General features: G+C 67.5%; 13 protein-coding genes. 8 read left to right on the top strand and 5 right to left on the bottom strand.

The window, feature by feature from the left end:
* The first annotated feature begins 2 nt into the window (after positions 1-2).
* Together ACQEVO_RS32220 and ACQEVO_RS32215 are read left to right on the top strand one after the other, a co-directional pair.
* Positions 3-386, top strand: coding sequence for a type II toxin-antitoxin system RelE/ParE family toxin (locus ACQEVO_RS32220; RefSeq protein ID WP_432920261.1), 384 nt, complete (start codon positions 3-5; stop codon positions 384-386).
* Positions 383-724, top strand: a complete 342-nt coding sequence (locus tag ACQEVO_RS32215; RefSeq protein ID WP_432920259.1) for a helix-turn-helix domain-containing protein — start codon at positions 383-385, stop codon at positions 722-724. The genes ACQEVO_RS32220 and ACQEVO_RS32215 overlap by 4 nt, the downstream gene beginning before the upstream one ends.
* Positions 725-865: 141 nt before the next feature.
* Here ACQEVO_RS32215 and ACQEVO_RS32210 read toward each other — a convergent pair whose 3' ends face one another.
* Positions 866-1063: a hypothetical protein gene (locus tag ACQEVO_RS32210; protein ID WP_432920257.1), complete on the bottom strand. Its 198-nt coding sequence runs from the start codon at positions 1061-1063 to the stop codon at positions 866-868.
* Between the two features lie 122 nt (positions 1064-1185).
* Here ACQEVO_RS32210 and ACQEVO_RS32205 point away from each other — a divergent pair, with 122 nt between their 5' ends.
* Positions 1186-2412 (top strand): helix-turn-helix domain-containing protein, encoded by a 1227-nt coding sequence (locus tag ACQEVO_RS32205; RefSeq protein WP_432920255.1) that lies wholly within the window; start codon positions 1186-1188, stop codon positions 2410-2412.
* Positions 2413-2468: 56 nt separating this feature from the next.
* The gene (locus tag ACQEVO_RS32200) at positions 2469-2867 is read left to right on the top strand and encodes a hypothetical protein (protein ID WP_432920253.1); all 399 of its coding nucleotides are present in this window, start codon (positions 2469-2471) and stop codon (positions 2865-2867) included.
* A gap of 224 nt (positions 2868-3091) precedes the next feature.
* Here the strand turns inward: ACQEVO_RS32200 and ACQEVO_RS32195 are convergent, their stop codons facing one another.
* A complete protein-coding gene (locus tag ACQEVO_RS32195) occupies positions 3092-3523 on the bottom strand; it encodes a PPOX class F420-dependent oxidoreductase (protein ID WP_432920251.1) in 432 nt (143 codons plus the stop codon).
* A 198-nt stretch (positions 3524-3721) separates the two neighbouring features.
* On the opposite strand from ACQEVO_RS32195, the gene ACQEVO_RS32190 reads away from it, so the two are divergent.
* Together ACQEVO_RS32190 and ACQEVO_RS32185 are read left to right on the top strand one after the other, a co-directional pair.
* The gene (locus tag ACQEVO_RS32190; RefSeq protein WP_432920249.1) at positions 3722-4501 is read left to right on the top strand and encodes a phytanoyl-CoA dioxygenase family protein; all 780 of its coding nucleotides are present in this window, start codon (positions 3722-3724) and stop codon (positions 4499-4501) included.
* Between the two features lie 97 nt (positions 4502-4598).
* Positions 4599-5252 (top strand): Uma2 family endonuclease, encoded by a 654-nt coding sequence (locus ACQEVO_RS32185; RefSeq protein WP_432920247.1) that lies wholly within the window; start codon positions 4599-4601, stop codon positions 5250-5252.
* A 103-nt stretch (positions 5253-5355) separates the two neighbouring features.
* Here the strand turns inward: ACQEVO_RS32185 and ACQEVO_RS32180 are convergent, their stop codons facing one another.
* The 3 genes from ACQEVO_RS32180 to ACQEVO_RS32170 form a co-directional block, all read right to left on the bottom strand.
* Positions 5356-6498 (bottom strand): acyl-CoA dehydrogenase family protein, encoded by a 1143-nt coding sequence (locus tag ACQEVO_RS32180; RefSeq protein ID WP_432920245.1) that lies wholly within the window; start codon positions 6496-6498, stop codon positions 5356-5358.
* Positions 6498-7730, bottom strand: a complete 1233-nt coding sequence (locus tag ACQEVO_RS32175; RefSeq protein WP_432920243.1) for an acyl-CoA dehydrogenase family protein — start codon at positions 7728-7730, stop codon at positions 6498-6500. The genes ACQEVO_RS32180 and ACQEVO_RS32175 overlap by 1 nt, the downstream gene beginning before the upstream one ends.
* A gap of 134 nt (positions 7731-7864) precedes the next feature.
* Positions 7865-8398 (bottom strand): YdcF family protein, encoded by a 534-nt coding sequence (locus ACQEVO_RS32170; protein ID WP_432920241.1) that lies wholly within the window; start codon positions 8396-8398, stop codon positions 7865-7867.
* A gap of 153 nt (positions 8399-8551) precedes the next feature.
* On the opposite strand from ACQEVO_RS32170, the gene ACQEVO_RS32165 reads away from it, so the two are divergent.
* Positions 8552-9874 carry a UDP-glucose dehydrogenase family protein gene (locus tag ACQEVO_RS32165; protein WP_432920239.1) on the top strand — a complete coding sequence of 441 codons (1323 nt, stop codon included), beginning with the start codon at positions 8552-8554 and terminating at the stop codon, positions 9872-9874.
* A gap of 162 nt (positions 9875-10036) precedes the next feature.
* Complete coding sequence (locus ACQEVO_RS32160; RefSeq protein WP_432920237.1) at positions 10037-12505, top strand: Hsp70 family protein; 2469 nt, start codon at positions 10037-10039, stop codon at positions 12503-12505.
* Positions 12506-12876: the final 371 nt, after the last annotated feature.

Below are 12876 nucleotides of genomic sequence, written 5' to 3'. Positions count from 1 at the left end.
TCGTGGGCGAACTGTTCACCATCGAGATCGAGCCGGAGGTGCGTGACTGGCTCGAAGCGCTCCCGGCCAGGCACTTCCTGAAGGTCGACGAGTACGTTGGCCTGCTTGCCGAGCATGCCGAGTCGCTCGGCGAACCCTATGCCCGATACCTCGGAGACGGGGTCCGTGAGCTACGCCCGACCTTGGACGGCGCCGCCATGCGCATTACCTACTGGCTTGCGCCCGGACGCAGAGCCATCCTGCTCACAGTGTTCCGCAAGACGCGGATGCGAGAAGACGCCGAGGTCAAACGCGCGAAGCTGGCGCAACAGGTATGCCGGACCGAACACGAACCGGCACACCAAGAATTCACCCGCGTGATCGAGAAGGGAGAACTGGACCGATGAGCCACGCACGATGGAAACATTTGCGGGAGCGGAAATTGGCCGAGGGCTACACCGAGCCCGATGAGGTGACCGACGCCCGTCGCGAAATCCGCCTCTCCATGGCATTGGCCAAAGCCGTGTACGACCGCCGGACAGAACTCGGACTGACCCAAACCGAACTCGCCGAACGCGCCGGGCTGACACAGGCCAAGGTATCGCGTATCGAGGGCTCCGACACCGTGCCGACGCTGCCCCTGCTCGCCAAGCTCGCTGAAGCCCTGGACGCCACCCTGAACATCGCCCTCGACGCGGAGGATACCCGGGTGAAATTCAGCGGTCACCACACCGACGCCGCCTGAACTGATCCCCGACAGCGATGCCCTCGCGGAAAGCGAGCGGGGAGGCGCAACCCTGGCGCTGTGGCGATACAACGGACGCGTCAGTGGCCGACCGGACAGAATCTCGGCGGGCTGCCGGAATCGAAGTACACCAGCGGCAGGTCAGCCCCAGACGAGTTCGCTCTCGCGGTAGAGACCGGCCATGGGTTCGTCCGATCCTTCGACACTGAACACAACATGGACAAGGTCATCATGCGCGCTCGTCACGGTGCCTTCGATGATCTGACGGTCGAAGCGGACGCGGACCAGATCCCCCGGCTCGAGCACCGCATGTGCGTTGCATACCTTGCGTCCAGCCACCGTATCCATCTCCTTGTGCCTGCCAACCGACATCGGACTTGTCTTTCGAGTATGCGCCGACCGAGATGGACCTTCGGCTCTTTTTCCTGTACGCCGAGCGCAGGCGGTCGTAGCCTCGAATCATGAGCGAAATCGCACCGAACGAGGTCGGTCGGCGGCTGCGTGAGATCCGGGCCTGGCGCGGGCAAACCCTCGAGGTCACCGCGGGCTTGGCCGGCATCTCGTACGGCTACCTCGGCAAACTCGAGCGAGGCGAGAAGGCTTTGGAAAACCGCCGGACGCTCGAAGCTCTTGCGCGGGCGCTGCGAGTGGCGCCATCGGAATTCTCACCGGCACCGTGGGAATCGACGCCATCGGCAGCAGCGGAGGCGGCGCACGGTGGCCTGGTCGCCGTCGAGAATGCGCTGGACGCCTATGAACTCGGCGAAGACCCTGGCTGCACGGTACGCGAGTGGCCGCTGATCGCTGCCGATCTCCGGCGGCTGAGTGACCTCGCACAGGTCACATCCGATTACGCGGCGCAAGTCGAACTCATGCCGGACCTCCTGGGCGAACTACACGCCGTCTACGCGCGGACTCCGGATCGTAGGCGGGCGGCGCTGCTCGGCATGATCACCTGCTACAGCTCGGCCGTGTGGACAACCAAGCGCCTCGGTGGCCGGGGTCTGCCGCTATTGGCAGCCCGAGCCGCCCAGCATTGTGCTGCACTGTTGGAATCCCCTGCCTGGATGGGCTTCACAACCTGGTTGCGCGGTGACGCGACGGGCGGATTGTCCCGCCCCGAGCAGTACCGGCGTGCCGTGCGATGCGCCGACGAGTTGACCGCACACCTGGATGATCCGGACGTGATTCAGACGTACGGAATGCTGCACTTGTCGGCAGCACTTGCGTGTGCTGTACAGGGAAACCGAGAAACCGCTGACACACACCTGGCGGAAGCGGCAGCGGTCGCGGATCGCTTGGACACCGAGGTCGGGACTTTCGGCCGCATGTGGTTCGGCACCGCCAACGTCGGTATATGGCGCGCGACGATCGGAAACGAACTCGATGACGGTGTGACCGTCGCCGAACGGGCACGCTCGGTGAATGTCCGAGCCATACCCAGTAACTCACGGCAGGCCGAGCTCTACATGGAGGTCGGTCGAGCCTTACTCACCGACTCTCGCCGCCGTGATCAAGGCATACAGGTATTGCTGCGTGCGGAACAGCTCGCACCGCAACGGGTACACACAGACATGCTCGCCCGTGAAGCTGTCGCGGATCACCTACGTGCCGCCCGACGGGATGCCGCCGGGCGCGAGCTACGCGGGCTTGCGTGGCGGCTGGGTGTCGGACCCGAGCAAGGCTGAACGGAACTGCTGATCGAAAAGGCCTAATGCACTTGTCCTTTCAGGACAATCCCTGCGTGACTTCCCTCATAGGTTCGGTCCACGCCTCTCCGCCGGGTGTCTCGACCTCGGCGGCGGGTGCACACAAACCGCACAGCAGGGGGTTCACGATGTGGGAGCGACCGGTCGCGCTCGGCTGGATCGACCATGACAACAGCACCGCGCCGGATTGGGAAGCCGCGCAGGTACAGCGGCTTGCCCGTCGGCTCGGCTACCGGCTCGTCTGGCCGGACCCGTGCAGCCTGCTACCGCTGCGCGACTTGGTGCGCGACGCCGGCGCGGACGCGGTGATCCTGCCCGCGCCGGACCATCTCGGCCCGCTGCAATTGAATTCGGTGATGCACATCGCTGATGTCGAAACGGTGCTGCCCCGGTTGTCCTTCGCCCGCTGGCGGTGCACCGAGGCCGAGCAGTGAGCGCGGGTATCGCGACCGGTTTCGCTGTAGCGATCGGCCTACCGCTATCAGTCCTGATTGCTGCGGTGCTGTGGCCCACCGACGACGATTCACGCGACGACTGACCGCGCGCGAGAACACCGCGCTGCCAGGGGTCGGCAGTCCGCCACCCCTCGATGCACAACGGTCCCGGCAGGCGTGCACCCAGCGCCGGGTCGGATCACGGGTTTCTGGATGCCCGAAGTTCAGCGCAATAGTGCTCCGTATACGTGCTGGACCGAGAGTTTCATCAGGACCCGGCGGTCGGAGACCATGACCGATCGGTACTCGTCCCAGTCTGGATGCTCGCCGGCGGCCGCGCGGTAGTAGTCGACGAGCGCTTCGACCTCGGGGCCGTGCGGGTCGGTGCCAGGGCCGGTGAGCGTGACCGTGCCCTCGGCGGTGGCCCAGGCCCAGCCGTCGGCGCGGGTCACCTCCAGTGCCGCGCGCGGGTCACGGCGCAGGTTGACGGTTTTGGCGCGGCCTTCGGTCATCGAGACGTAGATGATGTCGGCGTCGCGGTCATAGTAGGGAGTCACCGGCGAGAGCTGCGGCAGGCCGTCCGACTTGATCGTGGCCAGGATGCCCAGCCGGCTTTCGGCCAGCAGCGTGCGCGGATCGAACTGTGGGTCCGTCATATCCGATCCAAGTCGTGGAGGGCGTCCGCTATTCCGTCGCATGGTTCGACCGGATCCCGCTCGAACGGCGCCGGTCGCCGTACGCCGGCGTAGCCGGGACGACGCGGTGATCCCAGGGCAGGCTGCGGTCTCGGGTACTGGGCGGTGAGCGCGGAAAATCATTGGCGTAGCCGCCGAGGTAATGGTTCGAATAGGACCATGCTCGACGACGAACAGGTGGCATCGTTCATCGACAACGGATTCGTACACGTACCGGAGGCATTTCCCCGTTCCCTGGCCGAGGAGTGCCGCGCGATCATCTGGCGTGATCTGGATGCCTCCCCGGACGAGCCGGAAACATGGCCGGCCCCGGTGGCGACCCGCCCCGACTACGCCTCGCCGCCGTTCGTTGCCGCCGCCAACACACCGCGACTGCACGCCGCATTCGACCGGCTCGTCGGCCCGAAACGCTGGGTTCCTCGAATCAGTCTCGGCGGCTTCGTCGTCCGGTTTCCTGGTAACGAACCCGCCGTACTCGACGGCTGGCATGTGGATGCCAGTTTTCCGGGTCCGGATTCGAGCCCGACCGACTATCTCAGCTGGCGGATCAACATCCATTCGAAGAACCGCGCCCTGCTGATGCTGTTCCTCTTCTCCGACACCGGCGAGTCCGACGCCCCCACCCGGATACGTGCCGGTTCCCACCTGGACGTGGCCCGGATCCTCGAACCGGAGGGCGACGCCGGCCTCGACGCCCGGGAACTCGCCCGCCGCGCCGTACCGGCCACGGCGCATCGCCCGCTCGCCTTCGCGACCGGTCGGGCGGGCGATGTGTACCTGTGCCACCCGTTCCTCGTCCACGCAGGCCAACCCCATCGCGGTACCGAGCCCCGTTTCCTCGCCCAGCCGAATCTGAGCCCCGCTGATGGCGCTCCGGCTCCCGGTCCTGGGTCAGCCCTCCCGGTCGAGACGGCGATCCTGCGCGCGACCAGGCGATAGCGCGAATCCACGAGCACATACAGGTCGCACAACCGGCTGCGTATGGAGCCACGGCAACGCCATCGATAAGTCTGCGAGCAGGGCATACCATTGCGCTATGTCCCGGCCGAAGATCGAACCTTCAGACCTCCCCGAGTTCATGACCTGGGAGGAACTCGAACGGCTGCCCGAAGAGATCGCGGGCGAGATCGAACTATGGGAGGGGCGTGTTGTCCGGCTCCGGCGCGGGCCCATGGAGCATCAGGCATTCGGCCGTCGAATGACAAATGCGATCGAACGCTGCGCCCGCAAGAATATGTCCGATCGACCGGAAACCTGCTGGAAGGTCGAAACAGAAACCAACGTATTTCTCGGTACCAGCGGTAAGTCGGATTTCCTGACCCCGGATTTCCTGGTCTGCCGCTGCCCCGAGACACCATTCGAGGACATACGTGCCGCATCCACGCTTCTGGTGGGCGAAGTATTGTCCCCCTCGAATACGTCCTCCGCTATGACGGCGAAGAAGGGACGCTACGCGGGTGCCGGCATCCCCTGGTATTGGGAGGTCACTCTGGCGCGCGAAGTAAGCGCTATCGAGGCAGTCCACGCTTACGCGCTGGAAACCGAACCCGGTCGACTTCCGCCCGGTGTTCGGCCGTTGCGCTCGGCAAACTATGTTCTCGCGGGTGAATGGACCCCCGAGGACGAGGACGGCATCCGCATCGAATTCCCGTTCCCGATCACCATTCCGTGGACAGAGCTCGAGTACTGACGTACCGGGTCGCGCGGTGATCCCCCTCTGACGGCCCACCGCACGGCCCGGCACGGGTTTCCGCACCCCACTCGGGCACAGGAGTGAGTGGGGTGCGGGCCGATCAATTCGTCAGCGCGATATAGCGGGCGAGGTGATCGGAGCTGTTGCCGAATTCGTATTCGATGGCGGTGAGCCGTTTGAAGTAATGGCCGATGGCCAATTCTTCGGTCATGCCCATCGCGCCGTGTAATTGCACCGAATTCTGGCCGATGAAACGGGTCGCGCGGCCGATCGTGACCTTCGCCGCGGAAATGGCGCGGGCCCGTTCGGCGGGTTCGGCTTGCAGGGCGTAGGCAGCCAGATAGGCGGCGGCGACGCTCTGCTCGAGTTCGATCAGCATATCGACCATGCGATGTTGCAGTGCTTGGAAACTGCCGATCGGGACGCCGAACTGCTGGCGTTGTTTGGTGTATTCGACGGTGTCGTCGAGCACCTTGCGCATCAACCCCACCGCTTCGGAAGCGACGGCAGCGATGGCGTCGTCGACGCATGCGTCGATGATCGGCCACGCCTGGCCCTCGGCACCGAGGAGCGAATCCGCGGGTAGCCGGAAACCGGTGAAGGTGAGGTCGGCGGCGACCCGGTCGTCGATGGTGCGATAGCGGTGCACCTCGACTCCGGCCGGCGGTGCGGCGGCGTCGAATTCCACCAGGAACAGCGAGATTCCGTCCTGGTCGCGGCGTTCACCGGCGGTGCGGGCGGAGATGATCAGATGGGTGGCGATGGGCGCACCGGTGACCACGATCTTGCTGCCGTCGAGCACCCAACTGTCGCCGTCGCGGCGGGCGGTGACCGAAACATCCTGGCGCACTTCGCCGGCGCCCGGCTCGAGGGCGGCGAAGGCGATGCGCGCACTGCCCTCGGCGATCTGCCGCAGCACCGCCTGGGCGGACTCGCCGCCGGAGCGGCGCAGCAAACCACCGCCGACCACCACGGTGTCGACGTAGGGTTCCACGACCAGCGCGCGGCCCAGTTCCTCGGCAATGATCATGGCTTCCACGGGGCCCCCGCCGGACCCGCCGGCCTCCTCGGGCAGGGTCAGGCCGAGCACATCCAGTTCGGCCAAACCGCGCCAGATCTCGGGTTGCCAGCCGGACCCCGTTTTGACCGCGCTGCGGCTTTTCTCGAGGTCGTAACGGGCGGCGAGAAAACCGGCGAGCGCGTCGCGCAGCATTACCTGTTCATCGGTGAAGGTGAAGTCCATCAGAGCCCCAATGCTGCCTTGGCGAGGATATTTCGCTGGATTTCGTTACTGCCCGCGTAGATCGAACCGGCGCGGTCGTTGAAGTAGCGCAGTGGCGCGACGGCCTGCCAATCCGCGCCGCTGACGTAACCGTCGGCGGGCGGGGTGTATTCGGCGATCGGTCCGCCGGGTGCGGTGGCGTGCGGCTGGTAGACCCGGCCGCGCGGGCCGGCCGCGGTGAGCGCGAGTTCGGTGAGCTGCTGGCTGAGTTCGGTGGACAGGATCTTCAGCATCGAAGACGACGTACCGAGATCCTTGCCTTCGGCCATGGCCGCCAAAGTCCGGAATTCCAGCACCTCGAGTACTTCGGTGCGAATGCGGGCGTCGGCGAGCTGGGCGGCAAAATGCGGGTCGGCGCTCAGTGGTTTGCCGGCGCGGCCGGGCTGGGCGGCCGCGGCCGTGGCGATGTTCTCGGCCATGGCCTGTAGTGCGGGCGCCATCGCGCCGCCGCCGCGCTCGTGGACCAACAGGTACTTCGCGACAGTCCAGCCGTCGTCGATCTGCCCGAGCACATTGCTCTTGGGCACCCGCACATTGTCGAAGAAGATCTGGTTCTGCACCTGCTCGCCGGAGCTCATGACCAGCGGCCGGATCTCGATACCGGGGGCGGTCATATCCATCAGGATGAAGGTGATGCCCTGCTGTTTCCTACCCTCACGGGAGGTGCGGACCAGCGCGAAGATCCAGTTCGCCTCGGTGGCGTGGGTGGTCCAGATTTTGCTGCCGGAGACGAGGAAATCGTCGCCGTCGCTCACCGCGGCCATGCTCAGAGCGGCCAGGTCGGAGCCTGCTTCGGGCTCGGAGTAGCCCTGGCAGAAGAAGACCTCACCGGTGAGGATGCGGGGCAGGAAGTAGTTCTTCTGGTCCTCGGTGCCGAACGCGATCAGCGCCGGGGCGACCATGCGGATACCCATGGGCGAGAGCGCGGGCGCACCGGCCAAGGTGAGTTCGCGGCTGAAGATGTAGTGCTGGGTGAGCGACCAGTCGCAGCCGCCGTATTTCACCGGCCAGTGCGGCGCCGCCCAGCCGCGCTCGTGCAGGATGCGCTGCCATTCCAGGCTTGCCTCGTGGTCGGAGTAGACACTCGTCATCAACCGGCCCGCGGTGCTGATCTCGGGCGTGAGCTTTTCCGCCAGGAACGCCCGTACCTCGTCTCGGAAGGCCTTGTCGGCCTCCGACCAGTCGTAATCCATACACGCTCCCGAAGGCTTCATGCGTCGTCGCAGCAGGTCCGGCGACTACCGGCGCTGGAGAGAATGTAGCCAGTTCTCTCTCATTCCGTCAAACTGAAGGCACATGCCATCATATCTTCCGAAAAGATTCCGGTTCAGCGCGGGCAGTCCTCGAAAGCCGCCTTCACGTACCCCGCCGATTGGTACACGTAGTCGTAGGCCCACCGCGGCAGCCCGAGGTCCGGGCGCGTGTCCACGAACAGCAGCTGCCCGTCCCAGCATTTGCCGAGCACATAGCGAGCCCGCGAGATATGCGGGGTGAAGGTGACCACGATGACCCGGTCCCAGCCGTGCGCGCGCGCCTGATCGGCCAGGTACCGGCCCTCCCCCCGGGTGGTCCGCGGCGACGGGTCGAAACACACCACGTCGAAGCTGTAGCCGCCGTGACAGATCCGGTTGATCAGCGGACTGTCCTCGTAAGGATTGGAGATCAGCACCCGCGGCGCGTAGCCCTCCCGCGCCAGCCGCAGCCCCAGTGCCTCCCGGCCGTCGTGCGCTCCACCGAGCACCAGGATCGCGTCGGCGGGCGCGGGCTCCTCCCGTTGCGGACGCACATAGACCGGCCACAGCGCGAGTACGAACACCACCACGGCGGCCATCGCTACTGCGAGGACAATTCGGCGGCGCACCGCCGCGATCCTAACCGGCGGCTCCGCCGGCGTACCGCACCCATTCCGATCCGCGCAGGTCAGCGCACGGTGTCGTCCGGTGTACATCTGCTGTTGCCCGGCGGATCGCCTCGGTTTTCCGGTGGGGCCACCGGCGGGGTTTACCAATCGATTATGCGATGCACAGTCTTCGGAACCGGGTACCTGGGGGCCACGCACGCAGCGTGTATGGCCGAACTCGGCCACGATGTTCTCGGAGTCGATATCGACCCGGGCAAGGTCGCGAAACTCTCCGACGGGGTCACGCCGTTCTACGAACCCGGCCTGGAATCGGTGCTGCGCCGCAACCTCGACGCCGGCCGGCTCCGCTTCACCACCTCCTACGCCGAAGCCGCCGACCATGCCGAGGTGCATTTCCTCGGCGTGGGCACCCCGCAGAAAAAGGGTGAATACGCGGCCGACCTCAAATACGTGCATGCCGTGGTGGATACGCTGGCCCCGCTGGTCACCCGGCCCAGCGTGATCGTCGGCAAATCGACCGTGCCGGTGGGTACCGCCGCCGCGCTGGGGGAACGCGCCCGGGCGCTCAGCGACGTGGATATCGAGGTCGCCTGGAACCCCGAGTTCCTGCGCGAGGGTTACGCCGTCCGGGACACCCTGCGCCCGGACCGGCTGGTTCTGGGCGTCGACGATTCCCGCGCGCGGTCACCGTGGGTGCGCGAACTGATCGAGGAGCTCTACGCCGATCTGCTCGCCGCCGAGGTCCCGTTCCTGCTCACCGATCTCGCCACCGCCGAGCTGGTCAAGGTCTCGGCGAACGCCTTCCTGGCAACCAAGATCTCGTTCATCAACGCTGTCTCCGAGGTCTGCGAGGCCACCGGTGCGGATGTCACCGTGCTGGCCGACGCCCTCGGCTACGACGAACGGATCGGCCGCCGGTTCCTCAACGCCGGTGTCGGATTCGGTGGCGGCTGCCTGCCCAAGGACATCCGGGCCTTCATGGCACGCGCCGGGGAACTGGGCGCCGATCACGCGCTGGCCTTCCTCCGGGAGGTCGACAACATCAATATGCGCCGCCGGACGAAGATCGTGGATATGGCGGCCCGGGCGTGCGGCGGCTCACTGCTCGGGGCGAACGTGGCCGTTCTCGGCGCGGCCTTCAAACCCGAATCCGACGATGTCCGGGATTCCCCGGCGCTCAACGTGGCCGGAATGATCCAGTTGCACGGCGCCGTGGTCACCGTCTACGACCCGAAAGCCCTGGAGAATTCGCGCCGCGTCTTCCCCACCCTCAGCTATGCGACCTCGGTGCGGGAGGCCTGCGAACGCGCCGATGTGGTGCTGGTCCTCACCGAATGGAACGAATTCGTCGAACTGCGCCCACAGGACCTGGACTCGGTGGTGCGGGCCCGCTCCGTCATCGACGGACGCAATTGTCTCGATCGGGCCGCTTGGCGGTCGGCCGGATGGGTGTACGCAGGCGTGGGCACACCGTAGAGTCGGGTGGGCGAGCCGGACGTAGGGCATCGGTTCCTGCCTCCCGTGACAACGGGACCGGACGGTACTGTCGAAGAGGCCGCCTGGTTCGGGGGATGAGCCGTCATCATCGACAGGCCGGCGCTCGCACAGTGTGAAGCGGGAAGTACGGATGGGCTGCCGATGAGTTCAGTACTGGGAGTGTCGGTGGGGGCCGGCGCGATCCGCCTGGCGCGCCCACCTGCCGGGGCCGACCCCTGCGCCGAGCCCGATTCGTACGATATGCGCACCTTTGTGGTGCCGCCCGAGACACCGAGCGCCGAACGCGCCGCGCTCTCGGTCGCGGCGGCGCTGAACTCGAATCCCGCGATCACCGCCACCGTGCTGGCCTGCCGGGACGAACAGCAGGCCCGGGCGCTGCATACGGCGATGAGCGAGCACGGACTCACCGCCTACGACATCGTTCCCGATATCGAGGCCGTTCTCGAATTCGCCGTGGCGTCCGGTGCCCTGAAAGACGTGTCCACGCTCGCTGTTTTCGATCTGGGTTCCTCCGGCCTCTCGGTGACTGTGGTGGATGTACCCACTCGGCAGGTCCGGCACACCGAACGCACCGGCGATATCAGCGGCGAATATTTCGATTCACTGATCCGGGAACAGCAGATCAACTCCGGCCGGATCGCACACCCGCCGGATCCGGCCGGCCTGGCCGAACTGGACGCGCTGTGCCGCTCGGCCAAGGAACGGCTCGCGGCCGGTAACGCGGTCGCGCTGCCCAGCAGCTACGGGCCGGTGCTGCTCACCCAGGAGAATTTCACCGCGCTCATCGGCCGGTCGGTCGAAACGTCGGCCCGCGCGACCCGGGAGGTGATCGCACGTTCCGGCCGCCCGGTACAGGCCCTGCTGGCGGTGGGCGGTGGTATGCGGATCCCGCTGGTGAGCCAAGCCCTGCGTGAAGCCGTGGATATGCCGATCCTGGTACCACCGGAACCGGAGACGGCGGCCGCCCGCGGCGCGGCCCTGCTGGCAGGCAAAGCGCGCACCCGTGCCGCCGAGGCCGGGGCGAACGATTCCACCGCGGCCGCCGAACCGCGGGACCGCTCCGCCGAAAACGACAGCCGCCCCGACACTGCCCCCGCGCAACCCGGCGGAAGCTATCCGGCCCCCGGGCATTCCGGCGCGAACAACCCACTACCCGGTGTCACTGCACCTATTCCGAATGCCGCGTCCCCGAAATCCAGCGGCACCCTGCCGAACTACAGCGGCATCTCGCCTGATCACAGCGGCACCTTCGCAATACAGAACGGCGCTGCCACATACCCGAGCGCGGCCGCACCTGGGGATCTCGACTCCGACGGGAGCCTCCCGTGGGCCGGCGCGGCGACCGCACAGCTCGGCCGAAACACGGGTCGCCCCGCTGCGACCACCACGGCCGCCGACTCGGTATCCGCACACGCGGGCACCGCACCAGCACCGCCGAGCACGATCGCCGACGCGGCTGCCGCCTACTCCGCGGCCGGTGCAGGCTCCGGCGCGACCTCGCCCTTCGGCGACAGCACCGAGCATCTCGGCCCGCCCGCCTCGTTCCCCGGCACTACGTCTGCGTTCTCCGCCACGCCGACCGCGCCTTTCGGCACCACGTCCGCATTTCCCGGTGCGACCGCCGCGTATCCCGGCCCGGCCGGACCGCCGAGCGCGACCACCCCTGGAACAACAGTGACCGCGCATTCGGGTTCGCACGCCTTCCCTGTATTTCCGGCGCCCGCGACACCGGGCGCCGAGCAATCCCGGCCCGATCTGCCGATACCGCAGCACGGCATCTTCGGCCCGCCGACCGGCGCGCCGAGCCCACCTCCGCACTCCCCACCGGGCACGCCTCCGCAGCCCAGCCCACCGATCGCGCCGCCGCAGACCAACCCGCCGGGCACGCCTCCGCAGTCCCCGCCGATCGCGCCGCCGCAGTCCGGCCCAGCGGGCGCGCCTGCCCCGTCCAACCCGCCGGGTGCACCCGCAACGGGATCTCCGAGCGCATCTCCTTCGACCGGTCTTCCGAGCGCGCCTCCACCGAGCGGCACTGCGAGCGGGGCTGCGCCGAGCCCGGTGACCCCGAGCCCGGCGCCAGGCCAGAGTTCGGCCGCATCCCCCTCGGCTCCCGCGCTACCGCGCCCGATAAGCACCCCGGTACCGCGGCTCACCCCGGACGAGGACCCGCCGACCGTAGCCCTGCGGTTACCGGCGAAACTCTTGCCGCGGCGTTCGTTCGGCGAGCCGCCGCAACGCCGTAACCGGGAGATCAGCGCGCCCATGGTGGCGGTGAGCGCGTTGGTGGTGCTGGCCTCGATCGGGATCGGTCTCGGTTACGGCCAGCACATGTTCAGCAAGGACTCGGCCACCGTCCAGAGTCCGTCGCAACCCGACACCACGTCGGCACCCGCACCGTCCGCGACCTCCGGCCCGCCCGCGCCGACCGCGACGACGACCTCGGAACACGCTTCCCTGGCCGAACCGCCACCGGTGTACCAGCCGGAACCCGAGACGACGCCGCCGGTCACACCCGGTCCGAACACTTGGGAAGTCCTGCCGGGCCTGCCGCCGATCGTCGTACCGACCATCCCGCCGGAGGCCCTGCCCTTCCCGGGGCCCCGCCGCTGAGCTGCCACGTTGCCACCGGCGGTGGCCGGAGCCCCGGATCGGTCCGCCGGGCAGGACGACGTGCCGGCGCTCCCGTGGAAGCAGGTATGCCGCGATGGTTCCGTTCACACGTCTCGCGGGCGGGGCGAAGTATCTGAATTCGTCGCCGTGGCGATCAATCCCGCCCGTAACCCGGCTCGGGGCCACGGCGCCCGCGGGGTGGCGGCCCGTCGAAGCGCCGCTGAGGGTTCCACGGCCGCTGCGGCCCCGGCTGAGCGGGACCCGGTTGCTGCGGTCCGGTGGGCGGCCCGCTGTGTGGCGGCCTGGGCTGGTTCGGTTGCCGGGGGACGGCGGCTTGCGGCCCGGTATGCGGCGGCCTGGGCGGACCGGAC

The organism is Nocardia sp. CA-290969 (genome assembly GCF_050936135.1).
Taxonomy (GTDB): Bacteria; Actinomycetota; Actinomycetes; order Mycobacteriales; family Mycobacteriaceae; genus Nocardia.
Note: the sequence above shows the minus strand (reverse complement) of the source record. Positions and strands in the feature narration are given on the sequence as shown.

Bases quoted from the DNA above. Each gene is read 5' to 3' on its own strand.
- ACQEVO_RS32215 (WP_432920259.1), top strand. From the start codon at position 383: ATGAGCCACGCACGATGGAAACATTTGCGGGAGCGGAAATTGGCCGAG.
- ACQEVO_RS32205 (WP_432920255.1), top strand. From the start codon at position 1,186: ATGAGCGAAATCGCACCGAACGAGGTCGGTCGGCGGCTGCGTGAGATC.
- ACQEVO_RS32195 (WP_432920251.1), bottom strand. From the start codon at position 3,523: ATGACGGACCCACAGTTCGATCCGCGCACGCTGCTGGCCGAAAGCCGG.
- ACQEVO_RS32190 (WP_432920249.1), top strand. From the start codon at position 3,722: ATGCTCGACGACGAACAGGTGGCATCGTTCATCGACAACGGATTCGTA.
- ACQEVO_RS32185 (WP_432920247.1), top strand. From the start codon at position 4,599: ATGTCCCGGCCGAAGATCGAACCTTCAGACCTCCCCGAGTTCATGACC.
- ACQEVO_RS32180 (WP_432920245.1), bottom strand. From the start codon at position 6,498: ATGGACTTCACCTTCACCGATGAACAGGTAATGCTGCGCGACGCGCTC.
- ACQEVO_RS32175 (WP_432920243.1), bottom strand. From the start codon at position 7,730: ATGGATTACGACTGGTCGGAGGCCGACAAGGCCTTCCGAGACGAGGTA.
- ACQEVO_RS32165 (WP_432920239.1), top strand. From the start codon at position 8,552: ATGCGATGCACAGTCTTCGGAACCGGGTACCTGGGGGCCACGCACGCA.
- ACQEVO_RS32160 (WP_432920237.1), top strand. From the start codon at position 10,037: ATGAGTTCAGTACTGGGAGTGTCGGTGGGGGCCGGCGCGATCCGCCTG.